General features: G+C 43.1%; 20 protein-coding genes. 8 read left to right on the forward strand and 12 right to left on the reverse strand.

Features of this window, described 5'->3' with window-relative positions:
• Positions 1-59: 59 nt before the first annotated feature.
• From FSB76_RS05705 to FSB76_RS05720, 4 genes are read left to right on the forward strand one after another with little or no spacing between them, the layout of a single operon-like run.
• On the forward strand, positions 60-473 hold the full coding sequence (locus tag FSB76_RS05705) for a hypothetical protein (protein ID WP_147052610.1): 414 nt from the start codon (positions 60-62) through the stop codon (positions 471-473).
• Positions 470-1,510: a tetraacyldisaccharide 4'-kinase gene (gene lpxK / locus FSB76_RS05710; RefSeq protein ID WP_147052611.1), complete on the forward strand. Its 1,041-nt coding sequence runs from the start codon at positions 470-472 to the stop codon at positions 1,508-1,510. The genes FSB76_RS05705 and lpxK overlap by 4 nt, the downstream gene beginning before the upstream one ends.
• Positions 1,494-2,309 (forward strand): purine-nucleoside phosphorylase, encoded by an 816-nt coding sequence (locus FSB76_RS05715; RefSeq protein ID WP_147052612.1) that lies wholly within the window; start codon positions 1,494-1,496, stop codon positions 2,307-2,309. The genes lpxK and FSB76_RS05715 overlap by 17 nt, the downstream gene beginning before the upstream one ends.
• The gene (locus FSB76_RS05720; RefSeq protein ID WP_147052613.1) at positions 2,309-4,405 is read left to right on the forward strand and encodes a putative porin; all 2,097 of its coding nucleotides are present in this window, start codon (positions 2,309-2,311) and stop codon (positions 4,403-4,405) included. The genes FSB76_RS05715 and FSB76_RS05720 overlap by 1 nt, the downstream gene beginning before the upstream one ends.
• 317 nt (positions 4,406-4,722) lie before the next feature.
• On the opposite strand, the gene FSB76_RS05725 is transcribed toward FSB76_RS05720, so the two are convergent.
• Positions 4,723-5,904, reverse strand: coding sequence for an asparagine synthetase B (locus tag FSB76_RS05725; RefSeq protein ID WP_147060896.1), 1,182 nt, complete (start codon positions 5,902-5,904; stop codon positions 4,723-4,725).
• A gap of 370 nt (positions 5,905-6,274) precedes the next feature.
• Here FSB76_RS05725 and FSB76_RS05730 point away from each other — a divergent pair, with 370 nt between their 5' ends.
• Both FSB76_RS05730 and FSB76_RS05735 read left to right on the forward strand, forming a co-directional pair.
• Entirely contained in the window at positions 6,275-6,712 is a 438-nt protein-coding gene (locus tag FSB76_RS05730; RefSeq protein ID WP_090645164.1) for a peptidylprolyl isomerase, read from the forward strand.
• Positions 6,713-6,829: 117 nt separating this feature from the next.
• Positions 6,830-7,348 carry a DUF5606 family protein gene (locus FSB76_RS05735; RefSeq protein ID WP_147052614.1) on the forward strand — a complete coding sequence of 173 codons (519 nt, stop codon included), beginning with the start codon at positions 6,830-6,832 and terminating at the stop codon, positions 7,346-7,348.
• Positions 7,349-7,567: 219 nt separating this feature from the next.
• Here FSB76_RS05735 and FSB76_RS05740 read toward each other — a convergent pair whose 3' ends face one another.
• From FSB76_RS05740 to rlmH, 3 genes are all read right to left on the reverse strand, one after another.
• Positions 7,568-7,978 (reverse strand): Dabb family protein, encoded by a 411-nt coding sequence (locus tag FSB76_RS05740; RefSeq protein WP_147052615.1) that lies wholly within the window; start codon positions 7,976-7,978, stop codon positions 7,568-7,570.
• A 301-nt stretch (positions 7,979-8,279) separates the two neighbouring features.
• Positions 8,280-9,215: a cation diffusion facilitator family transporter gene (locus tag FSB76_RS05745; RefSeq protein ID WP_147052616.1), complete on the reverse strand. Its 936-nt coding sequence runs from the start codon at positions 9,213-9,215 to the stop codon at positions 8,280-8,282.
• 191 nt (positions 9,216-9,406) lie between these two features.
• On the reverse strand, positions 9,407-9,880 hold the full coding sequence (gene rlmH, locus FSB76_RS05750) for a 23S rRNA (pseudouridine(1915)-N(3))-methyltransferase RlmH (protein ID WP_147052617.1): 474 nt from the start codon (positions 9,878-9,880) through the stop codon (positions 9,407-9,409).
• A gap of 66 nt (positions 9,881-9,946) precedes the next feature.
• Between rlmH and FSB76_RS05755 the strand changes: the two genes are divergently transcribed.
• Positions 9,947-11,755, forward strand: a complete 1,809-nt coding sequence (locus tag FSB76_RS05755; RefSeq protein WP_147052618.1) for a MutS-related protein — start codon at positions 9,947-9,949, stop codon at positions 11,753-11,755.
• Between the two features lie 123 nt (positions 11,756-11,878).
• Here the strand turns inward: FSB76_RS05755 and FSB76_RS05760 are convergent, their stop codons facing one another.
• From FSB76_RS05760 to FSB76_RS05795, 8 genes are all read right to left on the reverse strand, one after another.
• The gene (locus FSB76_RS05760) at positions 11,879-12,892 is read right to left on the reverse strand and encodes a hypothetical protein (RefSeq protein ID WP_147052619.1); all 1,014 of its coding nucleotides are present in this window, start codon (positions 12,890-12,892) and stop codon (positions 11,879-11,881) included.
• On the reverse strand, positions 12,889-13,170 hold the full coding sequence (locus FSB76_RS05765; protein WP_147052620.1) for a hypothetical protein: 282 nt from the start codon (positions 13,168-13,170) through the stop codon (positions 12,889-12,891). The genes FSB76_RS05760 and FSB76_RS05765 overlap by 4 nt, the downstream gene beginning before the upstream one ends.
• 211 nt (positions 13,171-13,381) lie before the next feature.
• Entirely contained in the window at positions 13,382-15,928 is a 2,547-nt protein-coding gene (locus FSB76_RS05770; RefSeq protein ID WP_147052621.1) for an outer membrane beta-barrel family protein, read from the reverse strand.
• 102 nt (positions 15,929-16,030) lie between these two features.
• On the reverse strand, positions 16,031-16,996 hold the full coding sequence (locus FSB76_RS05775) for an acyltransferase family protein (protein WP_147052622.1): 966 nt from the start codon (positions 16,994-16,996) through the stop codon (positions 16,031-16,033).
• An 84-nt stretch (positions 16,997-17,080) separates the two neighbouring features.
• Positions 17,081-17,290 (reverse strand): cysteine-rich CWC family protein, encoded by a 210-nt coding sequence (locus FSB76_RS05780; RefSeq protein WP_147052623.1) that lies wholly within the window; start codon positions 17,288-17,290, stop codon positions 17,081-17,083.
• A 179-nt stretch (positions 17,291-17,469) separates the two neighbouring features.
• On the reverse strand, positions 17,470-19,842 hold the full coding sequence (locus FSB76_RS05785) for a ribonucleoside-diphosphate reductase subunit alpha (protein WP_147052624.1): 2,373 nt from the start codon (positions 19,840-19,842) through the stop codon (positions 17,470-17,472).
• 151 nt (positions 19,843-19,993) lie between these two features.
• Positions 19,994-20,965 (reverse strand): ribonucleoside-diphosphate reductase small subunit, encoded by a 972-nt coding sequence (locus FSB76_RS05790; RefSeq protein ID WP_192910129.1) that lies wholly within the window; start codon positions 20,963-20,965, stop codon positions 19,994-19,996.
• A 574-nt stretch (positions 20,966-21,539) separates the two neighbouring features.
• Positions 21,540-21,902: a methionine-R-sulfoxide reductase gene (locus FSB76_RS05795; protein WP_147052625.1), complete on the reverse strand. Its 363-nt coding sequence runs from the start codon at positions 21,900-21,902 to the stop codon at positions 21,540-21,542.
• 163 nt (positions 21,903-22,065) lie between these two features.
• Between FSB76_RS05795 and FSB76_RS05800 the strand changes: the two genes are divergently transcribed.
• Positions 22,066-22,626: a hypothetical protein gene (locus FSB76_RS05800; RefSeq protein WP_147052626.1), complete on the forward strand. Its 561-nt coding sequence runs from the start codon at positions 22,066-22,068 to the stop codon at positions 22,624-22,626.
• Positions 22,627-22,687: the final 61 nt, after the last annotated feature.

The raw sequence follows: 22,687 nt of genomic DNA on the forward strand, positions 1-22,687 counted from the left end.
TGCAACGCTGCAACAAATAGCCTTTAAATTTTTAGATTTGTTCCTTCTTTAAAGAATAAATGAATAAGCCATTGATTCCATGTTATTGCGAAGAACAAAGCATTTGTGGGCAACATACTACAAGCCTGCACAGTGTGCGATTGCCACAGTACGCTACTCATGATATGTTGGATAGCGATACAAACACCGGCTTTGAACGCAGGCTAATACTCACCAGGCAAGGCTACGCCCGCCACCCTCTCTCCGGCTTCGCCGTAAAAAGGGGTTTGAAATTTAATTATTTTAGTTTTTTTAATACCGCGTTATCTACAGTTCAAGCCCCTCTTTCCACCGCAGGTGAAGAGAGGGTGGCGGGCGCAGCCTCGCCGGGTGAGTCTTCGCCTCGATGCAACTTACGTCATCCCTATTTCAAATCGTCGCGAAATGCTAATACCCGCAACAACCTGGGTGCCAATACTATTTACCCCATATGAAACTCCTCCGCTGGCTGCTGCTCCCCTTTTCGCTCATTTACGGCCTGGTTGTTACCATTCGTAACTGGTGTTATGATACCGGGGTATTTAAAAGTACCGGTTTTAACCGTCCGGTTATTGTGGTAGGTAACCTTGATGTAGGCGGCGCGGGTAAAAGCCCCATGACCGAGTACCTGATCCGGTTATTTCAGGATGAAAAACCGACCATACTTAGCCGCGGTTACGGCCGCAAAACCAAGGGCTTTTTGTTGGCAGGCGATAAGCCACAGGCATCTGTCATAGGCGATGAGCCGGCCCAGTTTAAACGTAAATTCCCAAACGTTACCGTTGCCGTTTGCGAAAAACGGGTAGCAGGAATACAGCAGTTAAAAGATAAATACAGCCTGGTAATTTTGGATGATGCCTACCAGCACCGGGCGCTTAAACCGGGCTTTAGCATTTTATTATTTGATTATAACCAACTTAACCAACCACGGTTGGTACTACCCACGGGCAACCTGCGCGAGCCTTTTAGCGGCCGCGGAAGGGCCGATGTGATTATCATCAGCAAATGCCCGCTAACGTTGGCAGATGCAGAAATGGCCCTCATCAAAAAACACATTAAGCCCCTGCCCCACCAGCAACTATTTTTCACCTCCATAAACTACCTGGCCCTGCAAAACATGAACGGGGCTACTGTTTATCAAAACATTGATGAGCAAACCGCCGTGTTTGTGCTTACGGGTATTGCCAATCCGGCGCCTTTGTTATCGCATTTAAAAAACCATACATCTATCATCAATCACCATAAATATCCCGATCATCACCAATTTACCTTAAAAAATATCAGTAAACTTGCCGATGATTTTTTTGCCTGTACATCACAAAAAAAGTTAATCATCACAACAGAAAAGGATGCGCAGCGTTTAGGGGAACAGGAATTGCAGCCGGCCATCAAAAAACTACCTGTTTTGGTATTGCCAATAGGTATTAGTTTTTTAAATAACGGCAAACAGCAGTTTGATAATTTAGTAACCAAATATGTTAGACAATATTGAAAGCACCGCCCGGTACATTAAAAACCGTATAGGCGATTTTGAACCCGAGGTAGGTATAATTTTAGGCACAGGCCTGGGTGGCCTGGTTAAAGACATCGTTGTTGAAAAACAATTGATGTACTCCAACATCCCCGATTTCCCAATTTCTACATTGGAGTTTCATTCGGGTAAGTTGATATTTGGCACACTTGGCGGTGTAAAAGTGGTAGCCATGCAAGGGCGATTGCACTATTATGAAGGTTATAACATGCAGCAAATCACCTTTCCGGTTAGGGTGATGAAATACCTGGGCATTAAAACCCTTTACGTATCAAACGCCAGTGGCTCACTTAACCCGGATTTTAAAAAAGGCGACCTGATGGTTATTGCCGATCATATTAACCTGCAACCGCAAAACCCGCTCATTGGCAGAAATTATGAGGAGCTTGGCCCCCGTTTTCCGGATATGAGCCAGCCCTACCAGCGCACCTTAATTGATAAAGCTTTAAGTATTGCTGCGGCAAACAATATTACCTGCCATAAAGGAGTTTATGTTGCAGTAACCGGCCCTAATTTAGAAACCAAGGCCGAGTACACTTATTTAAGGATAATTGGCGGCGACGCTGTAGGCATGAGCACCGTACCCGAAGTTATTGTAGCAAACCACATGGGCATACCCGTATTTGCCATATCGGTATTAACAGACGAAGGCTTTACTGATGTGCTGGAGCCGGTATCATTAGAAGAAATTATAAGAGTAGCCGAAGAAGCCGAGCCAAAACTGACCCTGATCCTCAAAAATCTGATAGCCGGTAATTAATGCATCATAAGCTCAAATATATTTTATTGCTCCTGTTGTGCTTTGGCATACAGTCGGCTTTTGCACAATACGGCCAGGTAAACCGGGCAAAGCCGCTATCAACGCGCGATACCTTAAAAACCCAACGGAAAGTTAGCGACGACGAACTGCTGGATAGCCTGCGCAAAAAAGAAGACAATAAAAAAGACTCGGTAATTTTCAGCGCTAAGTTTATCCGTGTAACGATGGAACGTTTCCTGAGCGACAGCACACAAACTTTCGCGCTGGATACCGGCATCTATAACTTTGAAAATTATAGCCCCCTTACCGATCCCCGCCATCCGCGCATTAGCCTGGGCTACAATGGCGTATCGCAAAGGAGCATGCTGTTTGAGCCCGACCAAACCATAGGTTTTAACACCGGCCTGCACTCGCTGGATGTATATGCCTTAAGACCGCAGGATATTAAGTATTACAACGCAAGAGTGGCGTACTCCAACCTCACGTTGTTTAACGGCTTTGGCAGCTCGGCCGAGCAGGTTTTCAAAATCATCCATACCCAAAATGTAAAACCAAACTGGAATGTGGGTTTTAACCTCAATTTCAACGGATCGCGCGGGTTTTATAGCACCAGCAGCGTGTTACAGCAAAATGTGAGCGATGTAAACGCTGCGTTTTTTACCTGGTACCAATCGCCAGGCAAGCGTTACAATTTGCTGGCCAACATCATTTATAATAATCTAAAAGCGCCCGAAACGGGCTCTATCCTTAACGATACCGTTTTCACGGGGAAAAGCAACTCCCTGTTCTTTAAAAACTCGGCTCCGGTGCGGCTGGCAAACAGTTATCAGCAGTGGACAGATAAAAGCCTGTACATAAAGCAGTTTTATTACCTGGGCCGTATTGATAGTTTGAACAAAGGCAAGGCTAACTCCAAAATTTTGCCTACCCAACGCGTAGCACACACCTTACTTGTTCAAAACAGCAGTTATAATTACCTGCAAACAAACCAGCCCGATACCTATAATGTATTCCCCGATTATTATTACAGCTATAACCGGTCGCGAGACTCGCTGGTAGTAACCCATGTTCAAAATGAATTTTCGTACAGTTTCTATCTCCGGAGTAAATCGGTAAAGTTTGTAAAAAACGAAGTAAAGCTCGATCTGGGCTTGGTACATGACCTTTATAACTACGCGCAATACGTAAGCGACACCGTGCTAAACCAGTATGGATACAAGTACATCCATCAAAATAAAATGCAGAATAATACCTTCCAGGACATCACCCTGAAGGCCAAATTCAGCTACCGCTTTAGCGACAGGCTTGGTCTTGAAGGCGATTTTAGGCAGATAGTGCAGGGCCGCGATTTTGGCGATTATTTTTATGGCGCAAAGCTTAATGTTGCAGGTAATGATAAAGCAGGCAAAATTATTTTAGAAGCCTATTCACAAAACAGCTCACCGCCGCTCATTTATACCAACTGGATAAGTAACCATTATATTTTCCATAATAGTTTTCAAAACCAAAAAACAACCAGTGCGTCGTTCAGCTATATCAACAACCCCTTGCAGCTGGATATTAAGGCCGAATACTTTTTAATTGCCGGTTACATGTATTTTACCGCGCAGGATGGCGGTATCGACGCCCACCCTGCCCAGCTGAGTAATGATATCAACCTGCTAAAAGTAAGCGTGGGGAAAAATTTAAGCTACCACAGCCTGCACTTTGATAACTACATCGTTTACCAGAAAACAGATTATCAATCAACCCTGCGCACGCCCGAGGTTTATACGTATAGCAACCTGTATTTCAGCAAAACACTTTTTAACGTACTTAAATCAAACTTTGGCGTAAGCGTAAGGTATAATACACCGTATGTAGCACCGTCGTACGCGGTAGGTATTGGCCAGTTTTATAACGGCCCCGATGTTACTTTTACATCGTACCCCGTAGCATCGGTATACTTTAAGGCCACCCTGCAACGCACCAACCTGTTCCTGATGTACGATTATGCCAACCAGGGCCTGCAAAGCAAAGGGTTTTACACCGTAAACCGCTACCCCATGCAAGATCACTTATTGAAGTTTGGTGTTAGCTGGACGTTTTATAATTAGTAATTAAAAAGAATCAAGAGGCAAGAATCAAGAATTAAGACGCCGGGGTGGCTCTTCTGCCTTCGCACCTCTATACATCTACACCAATTGTGGGCGTATCCCTGCGGGCCGGGCTAACCGCTCATACGCACACGGGCCTTAGGCTCAGGCGGTATCCGCTTTTATCCCTTACGCGTTTGTCTGAACTCGAATTAAACGAATTTTTAGAATTTCTCGAATTGATTTTTTAAATTCTGTAAATTTTTAAATTCTGCAAATTCTGGTTCAGACAAAACCATCTGCATATCTGTAATCTGCACACCCGCACATCAAACAAATCAAGTTTTCTGTTTCTTTTTCTTAGCTGCCGGGAAAAGCACATTATTTAATATCAGCCTATATCCGGCCGAGTTGGGGTGCAGCTTTAAGTCTGTTGGCGGGTCGCCTACGGCGTGTTGATAGTCTTCCGGATCGTGGCCGCCGTAAAATGTCCATTGGCCTTTGCCATATTCGCCGTGGATGTAGCGGGCTTCGTTGGCGGTTTTCATTTCGCCCATGATGGTTACGCCTGGCTTTAACATGCTTTTATTATAAGCTGTGGTGAGGCCCATAAAGCCCTTTATCACCTTGTCATGATCCTGGGTAAGCATGCTGGGCACCACATCCCATTTGGCCGAAAAATCAAACAGCGTAAAAAAATCGCGCTGACGCTCCACCTGCCGGGTAGTAGTTACATCAATGTTGCTAAACTGGTGCGACATCGGGTTCATATCCAGCGTAAAATTCTGAAAGGCGAAGGTTTGTGTAAAATCCAGTTTCGATTGCGCATCCGGGTCGGCCGCATCGCCATCAAACATCCGTTCGCAAATATCAGTATTGGATGAGGCCAGGGCAATATCAAACGTATCGGTACCCGAGCACATGGCAAACAAAAAACCGCCGCCCACGCAAAAATCACGGATGTTTTTGGCCACCGCCAGCTTCATTTGCGATACCTTTTTAAACCCAAGCTTATGCGCCAGCGCTTCCTGCCCTTTTACGTCGTCGTTGTACCATTGTGCAAACCTAAAAGCACCGTAAAACTTGCTGTACTGCCCGGTAAAATCCTCGTGGTGCAGGTGTAGCCAATCGTATTTGGGCAGTTCGCCTTTTATAACTTCTTCGTCGTACACCACATCGTAAGGGATCTCGGCATATTTTAAAACCAGGGTTACGGCATCGTCCCAGGGCAGTTTATTTTTCGGCGAGTAAACAGCCATTTTGGGTGCCTTCTCCAGCTTAACCACATCCATATTTACCGACGGATCGCTTACTTGGGTAATTATCTCATTTACCTTAGCATCGGCCAGCACCTGGTAGCTCACCCCGCGTATTTTGCACTCCTCCTCCATCTTCTGGTTATATTTCATCATAAAGCTGCCGCCGCGGTAGTTAAGCAGCCAGTCAACCTCCTCGCCATTTTTTAAAGCCAGGAAAGCGATGCCGTACGATTTCAGGTGATCTTTCTGCTCATCGTCCATAGGGATGAGGATAGAGGCCGCTTTTGAGATGACAGGTAACAGGCAAAGCGCGAAAAACAGGAATATAGGTGAAACGCGAAAGGTGAAAAACTGAAAAATAGGTGAAAGGCGAAAGGTGAAAGGTGAAGGGTGTTTTTTGTTTGATTGATTATTCACTGTCCGGTGTGTGTTTTAAATCGATGTCGGTTATCAAATGTAACGATTAAACGGGTAATGTATTACCATGCAACCTGGTTCTTTTATCCTTTGGAAAATACGTTTGAGCTGCATAACCCTTTGCCTTTCGTCTTTAACCTTTTGCCTCTAAAATCCTTTTCCCTTTCACCTCAATTTTATTACCTTTGCCAACTGTTTTCAAAAAAACAAAGAAATGAGCAAAGCAATAATCAAAACTGAAAAAGGCGACATGACCGTAGAGTTTTACGATCAGGATGCCCCAAATACTGTAGCTAACTTTAAAAAATTAGCAAAATCAAACTTTTACGATGGTGTTATCTTCCACCGTGTTATTCCTAACTTTATGGTACAGGGTGGCGACCCGACCGGTACCGGTGCTGGTGGTGCAGGCTACAAAATTGATTGCGAATTGACAGGTGATAACCAATACCATGACCGTGGCGTGCTTTCAATGGCACATGCCGGCCGTAACACTGGCAGCTCACAATTCTTTATCTGCCATAACCGTACAAATACCGCTCACTTAGATCGTAACCACACCGTATTTGGTAAAGTGATTGAAAACGTTGACGTTGTTGACGCTATTCGCCAGGGCGATAAAATCTTAAGCATCGAAGTAATAGAGGAATAGTGAATAGTTGAATAAGTTAATGGTTGATTGAGTTGAATAAGTTGATTGAGTTTAAACCTGTCAACTTATTCAACTCAATCAACTTATTCAACCTAATCAACCCAATCAACCAAACAAATGAATTTACAAGGAATTGTGGCCGTATCTGGCAAACCGGGATTATGGAGGGCATTGGCTCAAAACAAAACCGGCTATGTACTGGAGAGCCTGGATGCACAAAAAACTAAACTGGTAGCCAACCTGTCGACAGCTAAATTGGCTGCCCTTACCGAAATAACTATTTTTGGTATTGAGGATGACATCAGGCTTACCGATGTATTTGAGCAGATGAAAGCTGCCGCTAACGTACCCGACGCTAAAGCTGATGGTAAAAAAATGCGTGCCTTTTTTTACGAAGTAGCGCCTGATCATGACGAGGAGAAAGTATATGCCTCTGATATGAAAAAGATCCTTACCTGGTTTCATATCCTTAAAGATTTACCAGCATTTAACGAGGCAGACCCAACCCAGGCACCAGCTCCAGAGGCCGCACCAGCCGAAGTTGAAGAACCGGTTGCAGAAGTAGTTGCCACCGAACCGGAGCCGGCTCCAGCCCCAAAAGCAAAAGCTAAAAAAGCCACAAAAAAAGCCGAGTAATCGGTTTTTTGCTTTTATAGGCAATCTCTTCTTTTTCCGTCGTTGTAAGGCCCCGTTAGCCCCCCCAAATTCGTTGTGGTGTGAAAAGAAATACAATTAAATCAATGTAGCAAACTACCGTCATTGCGAGGTACGAAGCAATCCCGAACTATGTGGGATTTAGTATGTCGGGGATTGCTTCGTACCTCGCAATGACGATTGATTTATTTAGAATTTTATTTACGCCTCCACAGCATCATAAACAATAACCTTTTCCCAAAGGTGGCTGCAATTTTTAATGAACTCCAGGTGTATGGGGTGAGTTTGATAGGTTGCCTGCCCGGCAAGGTCGCTAAAAAACATCAGTTCAGATACAGCCCAACTGTTATCAACCACGTCACGTTTTTCGGTGCTGGCAACAACGCCTACGCGCAGTTTTTTAACGGTTTCTATTTTCGACAGCGTTTTAACGCCTGCAACCAGTTTATCCCTGTCTTCAACCGACCCGGGATTTTTGAGCCAGAAAAACACATGGTGTATTACAGGCCATTCTTCTTTTTGTTCTATCATTGGCATTGCTGATGCTACAGCTGTCCCTGCTGCCAGGGCGGCTGTAGTGGTTATAAATTTTCGTCTGTTGTTAGTGCTCATAGCAGGGTTATTATTGAGCGTTAAATTAGGAAGAATTATTTGAAAACCAGGTCGCAATTTCATCCTTGTGTAGAGCGTACACGAGGTAAAACCTGAAAAAATTATGACGTGCAACGGATATAGCTAAACGAATGTCCTAAACGCCCGTCATTGCGAGGTACGAAGCAATCCCGAACCATGTGTGGCTTAGCATGTCGGGGATTGCTTCGTACCTCGCAATGACGGTTATTCAACTAACAATCAAAAACTTAAAAAGACGCCGTCATAAACGTAACGTGACAACGACATAAAAACCATCTACCTACGCACACTCCGGCTGCCCGCATTTCTCATCGGCAAACTCCGGCTCAAAAGTGCTGTGGTTTATCTCCATGTGCTGCAAACGGTGGCGGAGATCATGTTTAATACTATCAAAATCGGTCATATTCTCTGGTTTGATAACCAGGTGAGCGGTTAGCGCATTCTCGGTGGTGCTAAGCGCCCATACATGCATGTGGTGTACGTCTACCACGCCTTTGCCCTTCATCAGCTCGGCTTTTATTTTATCCAGGTCCATTTCTGCAGGTACGCCGTCCATTTCCAGGCGCAGGCTGTCTTTTAACAGGCTCCAGGTTCCGCGTAATATCACCGCGGCAATAATGATACTAACCACACTATCAATCCAGTATAATTTGGTAAAATAGATGATAACACCCGATATAACAACGCCAAGTGATACAATGGCATCAACCGCCATATGCAGGTAGGCACCCTTAACATTCAGGTCGGTATCTTTGTCTTTTACAAACAACCAGGCTGTAAAAGCATTGATACCAATACCAATAAAAGCAACCCAGGCCATGGTTCCGCCTGATACCGTTTCGGGGTTCAGGAAACGCATAATGGCTTCGTAAACAATGAAGCCAACCGCTACAAACAGGATCATGGCATTAAAAAAGGATACGATGATGGTTGATCGCTTATAGCCGTAAGTATACTTACTGTTGGCACTTACTTTAGTAAGCTTAAAGGCCAGCAGGGCCAAAGCCAATGAAGCCACATCGCTCAGGTTATGCCCCGCATCGGTTAACAACGACAGCGAATGTGTCATAAAACCGGCGATGGTTTCAATAATTACAAAAGCCGAATTTAAGATGATGCCTACAATAAAGGCAGTGTTCAAATGATCCAGCTTGGGCGCGTGATCATGGTGATGATGTCCGCCGTGCGAGTGAGAATGTGAATGATCGTGACCCATAGCGCAAAGGTAGCGGATTAATTTGAGGATGTGCTAATTTGAAGATTTGAAAATGACCGGCTTAATCATAAATTCATTATCTGAATCAGAATTTGCAGAATTTAAGAATTTTCAAAATGCGCATGGCATGCCCAATTCTATTCTGTTAATTATCTAATTCTGAAAATCTGATTCAGACAATTTTCAAATTCCTATTCGTGATGATATGGCTCGCCCTTCAAAATCGTGTACGCGCGGTATAGCTGCTCTACAAAAAACAGGCGGACCATCTGGTGCGAGAAGGTCATCCGCGATAATGAAATTTTATCGTTGGCACGCTGGTATACCGATTGGTCGAACCCATAGGGGCCGCCAATAACAAATATCAGGTTGGCCGATAAACTAATCTCTTTTTTGTTGATATAGGCCGCAAACTGGGTAGATGTGTATTCGTTGCCTTTTTCATCCATCAAAATCACATGGTCAAGCGGACTTATTTTTTTCAGGATAAGCTCGGCCTCTTTTGCTTTTTGCTGGTCGGCAGTAAGTGCTTTGGTATTTTTCAATTCGTTAAGCTCTACCAGTTCCAGTTTGGTGTAATGCTTCAGGCGCTTTACATATTTATCAATGCCTTCTTTTAAATAGGCATCTTCGGTTTTGCCAACGGTTAAAAACGTAATTTTCATATCTCAAACAAATAAACGTTTATTTAAAATATATGTGTTTATTTAGCCACAACTTTTTTACCGGGTATGCAACAGGATATTATTACCAATTATGAACAACGCGCCAATGCCGCACAGCAGGAAGCCGCCAAATATAAAAAGCTTGCCAATACGTATTCATTATTAAGGCTCAGCATCTTCGCGCTTATTGTTGTAGCCATCAGCGTTGGTGTGCAGCAGGATAATTTTACAATTGTAGCCATGGCTTTTGTGGTACTTGTTTTTGCGTTCGCGTGGCTGGTATCCCGCCAAAGCCGGTTCGAAAAACTTAAACAGTACTACGATGACCTGCAAAAAGTAAACCTGAACGAGATAGCCAGCATCCAAAGCCACGCCAATATGTACAACGATGGCGCCCGCTTTGGTAACGAGAAACATTTTTACACCTCCGACCTGGATATTTTCGGCAACGCCTCCCTGTACCAGTTGGTTAACCGCACAGCAACATCTACAGGCAATAATAAACTTGCCCAATGGTTTGATAAACCGGCAACCAAAGCCACCATTTTGCAACGCCAGGAAGCTGTTAAAGAAATAGCCGGTAAAAACAACTGGAAACTTTCGGTGCAAACCCTATTGGTATTTGCCATTCAGCAGGATGTTAATCAACTTAAAAACCTTTTCAAATATCTGCATCTGCCGCTTGATATGCCCGGCGAAAAATGGCTTGCCACCTACACTAAAATTGCCCCGTATTTGTTTACCGGTATGCTGATACTGGCCTGGTTTATCCCTTATGCCAGGCTGGCCGCAATTATAATAGGTATTGCCAACATGGGCATCGTGTTTTCAAAGGCAGTGTACATCAGCAAAGCCGATATGATTGCTGGTAAAATTGGCGATACCCTGGCTAAATATGCTGATGTATTTAAACACGCGGAAGACGAGCCCTGGCAGGCCAGTTATAACGCATCGCTTGCCGCATTATTAAAAACCAACCAAACCTCCAATAAAATAAAAGAGCTGGCCAACCTGATCAACAAGCTTAATTATCACCTCAATATGGTTGTTGGCTTTGTGCTTAACCTGTTTTTTTTGTGGGATATACGGCAGGTAATAGCCATTGAAAACTGGAAACGCCAGAATAACGAGAGCCTGGAAGCTGCTTTTGATGTTATTGCTGAATTTGAAGCGCTTATCAGCCTGGCAAGCCTCGCCATCAATTACCCCGACTGGGCATATCCACAAATTGACGACAAACCAGGCTATACGCTCATAGCCCAATCACTCGCCCACCCGCTTATTGACGCTGCAAAACGTATAAAAAATAATTATGAACTGGAGGACACTCATAAAATAGATATCATCACTGGCTCAAATATGGCGGGCAAGAGCACCTTTTTGCGCACCATAGGCATCAATACCGTGCTGGCGCTTTGCGGCGCTCCTGTGTGCGCTAAAAGTATGCGGGTATCAGTTATTACCATGATTAGCTACATGCGCATTAAAGATTCTCTAAACGAAAGCACATCAACCTTCAAAGCCGAGCTTGACCGCCTGCAAATGTTGCTGGCCGCGGTAGAAAACGAGCCCAAAATATTTTTCCTGATAGATGAAATGCTGCGCGGCACCAATTCTGTTGATAAATATCTGGGTTCAAAAGCGGTTATCGAACAACTGATCCGCAAAAATGCGGTGGGTATGGTGGCCACCCACGATTTGCAGATAGCCCGGCTTGAAGATAAATATCCCGATTATGTACGCAACTTCTACTTCGATATCCAGGTAAAAGACGGCGAAATGCTGTTTGACTACAAGATAAAACACGGCGAGTGCAAAACCTTTAATGCATCGCTGTTATTGAAGCAGATAGGTATTAATGTAGAGGCGGAGTAGAATCAAGAGTTAAGAGTCAAGAATCAAGACATAGTCACTAATAAATCGGCCCTTAATTAGCGGTTATACCTGACTTTATGCTCTGGGTTTCTATTTTTGCTGTAAGCTCGACGTATTTAATTATCACTGCCCAAATACATTTTTAAGTTTAATGGGCGGGAAAAGATTCCATGAAATCCCTAAACCAAACTGGTGCCCCGAATCGACAAATCGATAATTGTAATTATCGTGCCCGGCAATAAACGTAACAAAAAAACCAAGGTCGGGCGTGGCCCGTATAGGGTACGCCGTGGCAATTGTTTCTAAACGCCAGGGCTCAACACTTTGATGTGCATTAAATATCCGTTCGAGGTTCCCGGTAAACGACCATCTCCCCCATTTCACTTTTTCAACGTATTGAAATCCGGCTAATAACCTTACTTTACCGTATATCTTAATATCCTCGTCAGAATAACCACCGGCATCAAAAACACCAAAGAAACGGTCATGGTAAAAGGTACCGCCAAACTTGTATGAGTAAGTTCTGATTGCTATGTTGTCAGTGTTAGGGCCGGCGGCAAGAATGTTCCTGCGATAATTAACAATAAACTCGGTAAGGTCGGTTGAAAAATTTGCGCTTTTCCGGTTCAGTATCGACGATAGGTTTGTTTGTGGTGTTATGGTTTTGTACACAGCCTCGCTTTCAGGCGAGCCATCGGCATATTTATCGGTAAAGGCACCACCGTCCTGCCCGTTGGAGTAATGACCGCTTTCGAGCGAAAACGTTAATAAATCGGCGTCATGAATTCTACATACTTGTTGTGTTCCGGCCAGTATCCGGTATGAGGGTGTTCGTACCGGCAATGAATTTTCTGTATACATTCTTAACTGTGGCCGGTATGATAAATACCAGGCCTGAAAATGATTATCTGCTCTGTCGCCAAGTTTGTATATGTTATTAAACACGCTATACCTTACTATAGGGTTGGCTTCAAACAAAATTGTTTCGTACTTTTTGGCCGATGCCATGGTACTGAACCACCCGATATTGGGATCATCGCCCACAGGATAATAGGCTTGATGGATATTTTTTTGCGCATTACATACGCCGGCGATGCTAAAAAGCAAACCAAGAGTGCCAATGAGTTGCTTTTTCATACCGAAAGAATTGTTCTGATCGTATTAATTTTTCCGTCAATTCCATTTCCGGCAAATCCATCACCGCTTGAATCATCAATATAATATAGCGAAAAAACAATATTAGCAGCTATAAGCTCATTCCTGATAAGAACAGCCTGGTTTTGAAACTCGATGGCAATAAAAAAAGTGGTTTCAATATTTTCAAATTGAAAGGGATGCAAAATGGCCCTAACTCTTGTTAAAGTAAGTCCCATATCATCTGCACCATAAACAGTAAGTATATTTCCGTAAGGCATATTTGATAAGATTTGGCTTAAGATATCTATTTATCTTGCTATAAATTTAAGCACGACAAATACTTTAAACAATACCTGAAAACAGGGATAATAGCAATTGGCAAAGGCAGATTAAACTGATTGGGTTACAACAAAAAGGGCCAGGAGATCAACTCTCCCGGCCCTGCTATTTTCAAAAAGTCTTGATTCTTGACTCTTGATTCTAAAAGTCTTATCTTCCTCCAGATGGTGTACCACCGCCGTTGCCACCCTGATCACCTTGTTTAAGGTCATCATTGTTTACACCTTTTTTCTGTTGTTGCGGGTTGCTGAAGCTTAGCTTACCAAAGCTGTAGCTAAATGTGATACCGAACGAACGGAAAGGGAATGCGGTTGAACTCTTTAAAGAAAACGAGTCGCTGCTTATATTTTGATCGAAGTGTTTGTCGCGGGCAAATGGCTGTACGGTGTTAAAGCCGATAGCCAGTTTTTTATCCATAAACTGTTTCTTTAAACCAAAAGCATAAATACCAAATGCCGGGCTGGTACCCTGAATGGTACGGCGGGCCGAGTTGGTAAAGCCAAACAGTTCGGCCAAAAAGTTGTGCGGAAACTGATATGATGCACTACCGAAAGCAGAGTATTGGAAATACAAGCCGGTTGCCGACGCTTTATCTTTATAAGCATCAAAAATGGTTGGGTTATAAGTATAACCGTTGATGCTGGCGCGGATGGTTAAAGGTTTTATCGGGTTTATTGATCCGAAGAAACTTGCACCGAACGAATTGTTTTTACCAATATTCTGGTAAGCAGTACGGGTAGCGTGTACTACCTGGTGCTGAATAGTTTCGGTTAGTGTATCAGCAATACCTTCAATCATGTTGTTGGTATTTTTATAGTAAACCGAGAAGTTGATTACCGACGACTTAACAAATTTGTTAATATTCAGCTCAACTGTTTGTGATACTTCCGGCGCCAGATTCACGTTACCAACTGATTGGCTTTGTATCGAGCTGCGGTTAATAAACGGATTTAAAAACTGCAGGCTTGGCCTTTGTATACGTTTGCTGTATGACAATTTAAGCGTTTGGCTGCCCAGTTGTTTCTGGATAGTTAAGCTTGGTACATAAGTTGTATAGCTGGTAGTAAAAGGGCTTAAATTCTGGTACAGGTCGCCAACTTTTTCCGGATCCTGGTAAGGGTTCTGCGGATCGCCTTTTATCCTGGTATTTTCAACACGGCCACCTACCAATAACGAATAGCTTTTTGGTAAAGTGAAAGTTAATACCGCATAACCGGCGTATACATTCTGGTTATAATCGTACAGGTTCGAGTTCAATGAATCGCGCACTGCATTGTTGCCGCTGTTATCGGTATCAAATATATCGTAGTTACTGTTTATGCGGCGTTGTATGGTTTTACCGCCGGCCTCAACTTTTACTACTTTATTTACAGGCAATGTATAATCGGCCTGGAAAGTATATTCGTTGTTTTTACCATTATTATCACCAATCTGGCTTGGGTTAACCGCCGTAAATAAGTTGTTGTAGTTGGTAGTAATAATACTATGGCTCCACTGGCCCGAAAGCGTAAACTCTTCGCCTTCTTTTTTAAACTTGTGGGTGTAATCCAAATTCCAGTCAAAACCGCCAAAGTGGTTATGCGATTGGGTGGAACTTGTGTATTGGGTTAAAATGCTGCCCGCTTGTATATTATTAACGCCGCTACCATCGGTACTAAAACCACCATCATTAAGCCTGAAGGTACTGTTAAAGCTATTAAACGCGTTAACTTCGTAACCCATAGTTACCGAGCCTATAGCGCCGTGCCTTTTGATACGGCTGGTTGAATTATTAAAGTTATGACGGGTAATGCTACCATCGGCACCTTTAAACTGCTGATCAAACGTAGTTGTTGATACCTGCGGCCATGTTAAGTTACCACCTGCGTTGATACCCAGGCTAAACCTGTTTTTGTTGTAGTTAAGGTTAACGTTACCATTGTTCTGACGCGTACCCACACCACCACTTACCGAGCCGCTGATGCCCGATACATTTTTTTGCTTGGTAATAATGTTGATGATACCACCGGAACCTTCTGCATCATACTTTGCAGACGGAGATGTTACCACCTCGATGCTTTTGATCTGATCGGCAGGGATGGTTTTCAGCACATCCGATAAGCTGGCCGATGTTGCGCCCGATGGCTTACCGTTAATCAAAACTTTAACATTCTGATCGCCGCGGATAGAAACGTTGCCGTTAATATCAACGTTTACCAAAGGCACTTTTTGCAATACATCGGTAGCATTACCGCCTGCAGATGTCAGGTCTTTTTCGGCATTATAAACAATCTTGTCAATCTTGTTTTCCACTATAGGCGCCTGGCCAACAACATTAACAGTTGCCAGCGTTTTAGAACCCGGCGACAGGAAAATGTTGTTCATTTTAGCATCGGGCTTTGCAGCGGTAGTTACAACCGGGTCGATTGTTTTTGTTGGATAGCCAAGAAAAGAAATCACCAGTTTGTAGCTTCCGGGCTTTACATTGTCTATCTTAAAACCACCTTTTGAATCTGTTAAGACACCATTGATAGGCGATTTACCGCCACTGCGATACAGCCCGACAGACGTATAATCCATAGGCTGTTTGGTAACTGAATCGATAACAGTACCAGAAATGCGGCCAACAATTGTGGGGCCACCACCACCAACCCCAAACTGCGCTTTGGCCGAGATGGCAAAACAAATTAGAGCTATAAAAAAGTAAAAACGTTTCATTTGTGCGTATTTTCGTAATTGGAGGCGAAAATACTTCAAATGTTACACGCTAATCCTTTATTTTTTTGATAAAATGCAAATTGTCATGTACATGTTACACTATCATGAGATAACCTTTAATGATAGGTTGTAATTCACCCGTTTGGATAATTTTAAACAAGGCTTTTCAACCAGTAAATAAAACAACCAGGCAAATAAAACACTCATGCCAATGCCTGTCAAAAATTCTACACCTTTAAAAAACAACGTTTTAGGCAATAGCATACCAAGGTAAACCACCAGGTTGCTCCCTATAATATCATGGGTGAGATATAGCGAAAATGAAATTTTAGAAAGAAAGCTGATAACCGAATTAGTTTTTAAAGGCAACAACAATAAACCCAAAGCAAATAATGCAGCGCAGGTTTGCGATACACCAACCAGGTACACGCTGCATGCAGTAATCAGACCGCCAAAAACAAGCACATTACTCAAAGCTTTTCCTTTAACCCGGTATAAATAATAAAAAATACCCAGCGCGAATACCGGGAAGCTGTTGATTAAAGTAGTACCGGGTACGTGTAAAAATATGGGTAAAATACTTAACAGCAATAACAGCCATTGCCCCCACCTGCCGGTAAACAACGGAAAGCACAGCGCCACGAAGAGGTAAAACTGAAACTCGATGCCCAGGGTCCAGTAAACCGGGCTTAGGTAGGGCTGGCCTAAAAAGCTATTCAGGTAAGCCAGGTGACAAACCGCGTTAACCCAATCCGGGCGGTAATGTGCCACCCAAAAAAAATTCATGATGATGGCCAGCACTATCGAGATGATGTATGGCGGCTCGATACGGATAACCCGCTTGAGAATAAAGCGGCCTCCCAGTTTCCAGCTATAATTTTCGGGAATAGCCCAGCAAATGATAAAGCCGGATAACAGGAAAAACATATAAACACCCAGCCAGCCATAATTTAAAACAGGCAGGGTTTTACCGCCCAAGTGGTACAGCGTTACCGCCAGCGCGGCTATCGCCCGGATATAATCAACCTGCTGTATATGTGGTTTTTGTTTGATGCTGATAGCGGCCATGTTTAACAGCGGGATTATTTGTGCTGTTGGCGCTAAGATATTGTTTTTAATTATGGAGAGGCCTGATGATTTTTAATGCGGCTACTATTCTATACCCATCCCTACCCTGTACTCCTGCTGAACAAGCAACAGGCAGTTAGCACATAAACAGCCCTCATACAGTTCACTCACATACTGAACCTCGTTCAAAGTAAGCTGCACGGTACTGCACTGGCACTTGGTGAATGAATTGGCTTTACATTCAAAAGGCGCTTCACAGCGTTCGCAACGGATGATTTCGTGTTTGGGGTGCATGCTTATTAGTCCGGAAGTCGGGAAAGTCCGCAAAGTCCGAAAGTTGATTTCGCCAAAGGTCGACAAGTTTGCTGGCAAATAAAAGCTTTGCAAATCATTATAATGTAAAAGGCCGGTAGCTATTAAACTACCGACCTTCTTTATCTTTCGGACTTTCCGACTTCTTTACTTTCGGACTATTATGCCGAACAAGTAACGCAACCTTCTTCCATTGAGCAGCTTGGGCCTTCTGGTACGTTGTCGGCCATTTGGTCTACATGGTCTGGGATAACCGGCTCCATGTTTGATCCGCCCTGGTTTTCAACGGTGAATTTAACGGCTTGCGAAGCAGCTTGTGTACGCAGGTAATACATACCTGTTTTTAAGCCTTTTTTCCATGCGTAGAAGTGCATTGAAGTTAGCTTTGAAGCGTTTGGCGCATTGATGAACAGGTTTAATGATTGCGACTGGCAAACATAAGCACCCCTATCGGCAGCCATATCGATGATGTTACGCATCTTAATTTCCCAAACTGTTTTGTACAGTTCTTTAATAGCTGATGGTATTTCAGCAATATCCTGAACAGATCCGTTTGCGGTGATGATCTTATCTTTCATAGCAGGTGTCCACAAGCCAAGGTTAACCAAATCGCGCAGCAGGTATTTGTTTACCACAATAAACTCACCACTTAATACACGGCGAGTGTAAATGTTTGAGGTATATGGCTCAAAGCACTCATTGTTACCCAATATTTGTGATGTTGATGCTGTTGGCATCGGCGCTACTAACAGTGAGTTACGCACACCATGGTTCATTACATCAAGGCGCAGGTTTTCCCAATCCCAACGGTTGCTGGCAGGCGATACGTTCCATAAATCAAACTGGAATTTACCTTTTGATAATGGCGAGCCCTGGAAGGTTTCGTAAGCGCCATCTTTGATAGCCAGGTCTTTTGAAGCCGTCATGGCAGCAAAGTAAATGGTTTCAAAAATCTCTTTGTTCAATTGTTTAGCCTCATCGCTTTCAAACGGCATACGCAGCTGGATGAAAGTATCTGCCAAACCCTGTACACCTAAACCAATAGGGCGGTGACGCAGGTTTGAGTATTCGGCTTCCTTAACCGGGTAGTAGTTATAATCGATAATCTTGTTCAGGTTTAAAGTAGCCTGGTAAGTAACATCGTATAGCTTGTTATGATCAAACGTGCCATTGTTAATGTAGCGTGGCAATGCCAATGAAGCCAGGTTACAAACGGCAATCTCGTTAGCATCGGTATACTCCATAATTTCGGTACAAAGGTTTGAACTTTTGATAGTACCTAAATTTTGCTGGTTTGATTTGCTGTTGGCGGCATCTTTATACAACAGGTATGGTGTACCGGTTTCAACCTGGGCATCCAATACGGCAAACCACAACTCCTGTGCTTTGATGGTACGGCGCGCGCGGCCTTCTTTTTCGTATTTAGTATAAAGGGCAACAAACTCATCGCCAAAGCAATCGGCCAGGCCTGGTGCTTCATGCGGGCAAAATAAACTCCACTCTTCATTAGCCTCAACGCGTTGCATAAACAGGTCAGATACCCAAAGGGCGTAAAACAAATCGCGGGCACGCATTTCTTCTTTACCGTGGTTTTTACGCAGGTCTAAAAATTCAAAGATATCTGCATGCCATGGCTCTAAATAAATAGCGAAAGCACCTTTACGTTTGCCGCCGCCCTGATCAACATAACGGGCAGTATCGTTAAATACGCGCAGCATTGGGATAATACCATTGCTGGTGCCGTTTGTACCGCTGATGTATGAACCTGTAGCACGCACATTGTGAATGCTTAGACCAATACCACCTGCGCTTTGTGATATTTTTGCCGTTTGTTTTAAAGTATCGTAAATACCATCAATGCTATCATCTTTCATGGTTAATAAAAAGCACGACGACATTTGCGGTTTTGGAGTACCTGCATTAAACAAAGTAGGCGTAGCGTGTGTAAACCAGCGCTCGCTCATCAGGTGGTAAGTTTTGATAGCGCTCTCTATATCCTCTTTGTGGATACCAACAGATACACGCATAAACAGGTGTTGCGGGCGTTCAACAATTTTACCATCTACTTTTAACAGGTACGATTTTTCAAGGGTTTTAAAACCAAAATAATCAAAACCAAAGTCGCGGTCGTAAATGATGGTGCTATCTAACAGCTCGGCATTTTTTTCAATCACTTCCCAAACATCGTCAGCAATTAGCGAGGCGTTTTTGCCGGTTTTGCTATCCACATAGTTGTACAGGATGCGCATAGTTTCAGAGAACGACTTGATAGTGTTCTTATGAAGATTTGACACTGCAATACGCGATGCCAGCAAAGCATAATCAGGATGCTTCGTTGTTAACGATGCAGCAGTCTCGGCAGCAAGGTTATCAAGTTCTGACGTTGTTACACCGTCAAACAAACCTTCAATTACCTTTTTTGCCACATCAATTGGGTCAACCAGGTTGAACCCATAGCACAGTTTTTCAATACGTGCCGTGATCTTGTCGAATTTTACCGACTCTTTTCTACCGTCTCTTTTTACTACAAGCATTTTCTTTTAATTATTAAGTAGTCGGCGTAAGGAAGGGGGGAAACTTTCGCCAACTGTTGGTTTTGTATTATGTTATTTAGTGTAGATGTTAGTACTATTGCCTGATTTGATTTCCCTTTCTCACGTCTCAAATCCCACATCTCAAATCTTATTAGAAATCTTCGTCAAGCGAAAATGCTTTACTTTCGGCGTTGTTTAATACGCCGCTTTTCTGGTAGTCGCCAACCCGTTTTTCAAAGAAGTTGGTTTTGCCCTGCAGCGATATCATCTCCATAAAGTCGAAAGGATTGCTGGCTCCGTAATGTTTTTCATAGCCCAGTTCTCCAAGCCACCTATCGGCAACAAATTCAATGTACTGGCCCATCATTTTGGCGTTCATACCAATCAGGTTAACAGGCAGTGCATCGGTAACAAATTCTTTTTCTATTTCAACCGCATCGGTAATAATCTTGGTAACGGCTTCGGCGCTTAAGCGCTTGTTAAGCATTTTGTATAATAAACAGGCAAATTCGCAGTGCGAGCCTTCATCACGTGAAATTAATTCATTGCTGAAAGTTAAACCCGGCATAAGGCCGCGTTTTTTAAGCCAGAAGATAGAGCAAAAGCTACCCGAAAAAAAGATACCTTCAACCGCCGCAAAAGCAACCAAGCGCTCGGCAAAGTTGCCGTTGTTTATCCAGCGCAGCGCCCACTCGGCTTTTTTGGTTACACATGGTATGGTATCAATAGCATGAAACAGGCGGTCTTTTTCGGCCGGGTCTTTTATGTAAGTATCAATTAACAGGGCATACGTTTCTGAGTGGATATTTTCCATCATGATCTGGAAGCCATAAAAACAACGGGCTTCGGGCAATTGCACTTCGCTCATGAAATTTACGGCCAGGTTTTCGTTCACAATACCATCACTGGCGGCAAAGAAAGCCAGTATGTGCGAAATGAAATGCTTCTCGCCCGGATTCAGGTTCTCCCAGTGCTTCATATCGTCCGAAAGATCGATCTCCTCGGCCGTCCAGAAACTGGCTTCAGCTTTTTTATACATTTCCCAAATAGCCGGATACTTGATAGGCAGTATCACAAACCTGTCTTTGTTCTCTCTCAGTAAAATTTCGTCTTCCTGTATCATTTGGTATCTGTTTTTTTCCGTTTTATTCTTCCTTTAGTGACATCAGACACCAACCCCGGCCTTATTAAAAATAAAGCTCTTTTTTCCTGCGATCAGGCTTGGCCAATCACATTTTTTAGTATGTAAATTCCTGACAGCTAAGTGTTTGCATTGCTGGATGATGAATACATCCGACTGTCTGTTGAATACCTTTTTATTACCTTGTAGAACAAAGTTAATGTTTGAGGTGGAATGCTGTTAATGATAGTTTTTAACAAACGCCCGAGTTATTAACACTTTGTCGATTTATTTTTACCGCCCGGTTGTTGAAAGAAAATTAATAGACTTGATTACAGCTAATTAAAATGAACCCAGCTAATGCATAGTGTAAAAACAGGGCCAAACCAATAATTTAACATTACAAATTACTTTACTTAACACAGACAGTTATTGAAAAATAAATAACGCTTTTGCTAAGGGCCGATAACAATCTCGAAATTGAGCTGAAAAAGCGATTCAAAAAACCAAATGTGGAAAAACAAAATACCCCGCAGGGTAAAAACCAAACGGGGTATTCCTAAAAGTTTTAAGAAAGTTACTCAGCCGCGACAAATTTCATTGATACCGAATTTACACAATGGCGAGTATTCTTCGGGGTTAGGTATTCGCCCTCAAAAACGTGACCCAGGTGGGCCCCACAATTGGCGCATACAATCTCAACCCGGCGACCATCTGCATCGGGCACCCTTTTTACGGCACCCGGAATTTCATCATCAAAACTTGGCCAGCCACAATGCGATTCAAATTTTGACTCAGAAGTGTATAACGGTGTATCACAGCGTTTACAAACATATAAACCTTGCGCATGGTTGTTTAACAACGAGCCTGTAAAAGGCCTTTCGGTGCCTTTATGCAGTATGATATATTCTTCTTCGGGCGTTAATTTGTTATATTCCATCTTAATTACTGAATTATTGATGGAGTGAATTATTGATTGTTGCTCACCCCCTTCTGTTATATAAAGATACGATAATTAAGGGCGATTGAATGTTTTTGAAGTTGATGTTTACACTGGGTTGACTTGCACAATAAATACCAAAAATTAAGGTTATCTTGTTGCTATGAATCCATACCTGCTATTATTAACATTTGTTTTAACAGTTGGTAAACCAAAGCAACATTTGGCTTTACCACATTCGGTTCATATGCAGGCGCAGCAGGTTGATACATCAAAGCTGGCTATTTTAAACCTGGAGAAAAACCTGGCGGGCAGGTATTTTGATGAAGATGCAAAACCTGTAGTGCTCACGCCTGATGAGATAGAAAAAGCAAACCTTTTGATTAGCGAGGCGATTAGTCAATACAATGCCGATAGCGAAAAAATTTACAAGCAAAACCTGGCCAATACAAAAAAGTACCCCGGTTCGGTTGCTTATGACCCCAAGATCAAATCGCCATCCGGTTACTATAAACAAATTGTGGCGGCTACTAATGCCAAGGGCGAAAAAGAAGTTTGGGTAAATTGCTTTTGTAAACTGGATGACTGGCGCCCCGATAATGACAAAAGTTACTGGCGAAAAAATATAGTAAGGGTGATGGACGGAGGAAGCTGCTATTTTAACCTGAAAATAAATTTAACTACCGAAACCATCATCTGGTTTAAAGTAAACGGAGTATCCTGACCCGGATAAACAACTGTCGTATCAACGATAAATTGACGGATATTCTTTAGCTCAAAGTCTT

The sequence above is a fragment of the Mucilaginibacter ginsenosidivorax genome (assembly GCF_007971525.1).
GTDB lineage: Bacteria > Bacteroidota > Bacteroidia > Sphingobacteriales > Sphingobacteriaceae > Mucilaginibacter > Mucilaginibacter ginsenosidivorax.

Coding starts and splice junctions, on each gene's coding strand:
- FSB76_RS05775 (WP_147052622.1), bottom strand. CDS start 16,996: ATGGCCGCTATCAGCATCAAACAAAAACCACATATACAGCAGGTTGAT.
- FSB76_RS05725 (WP_147060896.1), bottom strand. CDS start 5,904: ATGGACGATGAGCAGAAAGATCACCTGAAATCGTACGGCATCGCTTTC.
- FSB76_RS05795 (WP_147052625.1), bottom strand. CDS start 21,902: ATGGAATATAACAAATTAACGCCCGAAGAAGAATATATCATACTGCAT.
- FSB76_RS05730 (WP_090645164.1), top strand. CDS start 6,275: ATGAGCAAAGCAATAATCAAAACTGAAAAAGGCGACATGACCGTAGAG.
- FSB76_RS05785 (WP_147052624.1), bottom strand. CDS start 19,842: ATGCTTGTAGTAAAAAGAGACGGTAGAAAAGAGTCGGTAAAATTCGAC.
- FSB76_RS05780 (WP_147052623.1), bottom strand. CDS start 17,290: ATGCACCCCAAACACGAAATCATCCGTTGCGAACGCTGTGAAGCGCCT.
- FSB76_RS05735 (WP_147052614.1), top strand. CDS start 6,830: ATGAATTTACAAGGAATTGTGGCCGTATCTGGCAAACCGGGATTATGG.
- rlmH (WP_147052617.1), bottom strand. CDS start 9,880: ATGAAAATTACGTTTTTAACCGTTGGCAAAACCGAAGATGCCTATTTA.
- lpxK (WP_147052611.1), top strand. CDS start 470: ATGAAACTCCTCCGCTGGCTGCTGCTCCCCTTTTCGCTCATTTACGGC.
- FSB76_RS05705 (WP_147052610.1), top strand. CDS start 60: ATGAATAAGCCATTGATTCCATGTTATTGCGAAGAACAAAGCATTTGT.
- FSB76_RS05745 (WP_147052616.1), bottom strand. CDS start 9,215: ATGGGTCACGATCATTCACATTCTCACTCGCACGGCGGACATCATCAC.
- FSB76_RS05800 (WP_147052626.1), top strand. CDS start 22,066: ATGAATCCATACCTGCTATTATTAACATTTGTTTTAACAGTTGGTAAA.
- FSB76_RS05755 (WP_147052618.1), top strand. CDS start 9,947: ATGCAACAGGATATTATTACCAATTATGAACAACGCGCCAATGCCGCA.
- FSB76_RS05715 (WP_147052612.1), top strand. CDS start 1,494: ATGTTAGACAATATTGAAAGCACCGCCCGGTACATTAAAAACCGTATA.
- FSB76_RS05760 (WP_147052619.1), bottom strand. CDS start 12,892: ATGAAAAAGCAACTCATTGGCACTCTTGGTTTGCTTTTTAGCATCGCC.
- FSB76_RS05765 (WP_147052620.1), bottom strand. CDS start 13,170: ATGCCTTACGGAAATATACTTACTGTTTATGGTGCAGATGATATGGGA.
- FSB76_RS05740 (WP_147052615.1), bottom strand. CDS start 7,978: ATGAGCACTAACAACAGACGAAAATTTATAACCACTACAGCCGCCCTG.
- FSB76_RS05790 (WP_192910129.1), bottom strand. CDS start 20,965: ATGATACAGGAAGACGAAATTTTACTGAGAGAGAACAAAGACAGGTTT.
- FSB76_RS05720 (WP_147052613.1), top strand. CDS start 2,309: ATGCATCATAAGCTCAAATATATTTTATTGCTCCTGTTGTGCTTTGGC.
- FSB76_RS05770 (WP_147052621.1), bottom strand. CDS start 15,928: ATGAAACGTTTTTACTTTTTTATAGCTCTAATTTGTTTTGCCATCTCG.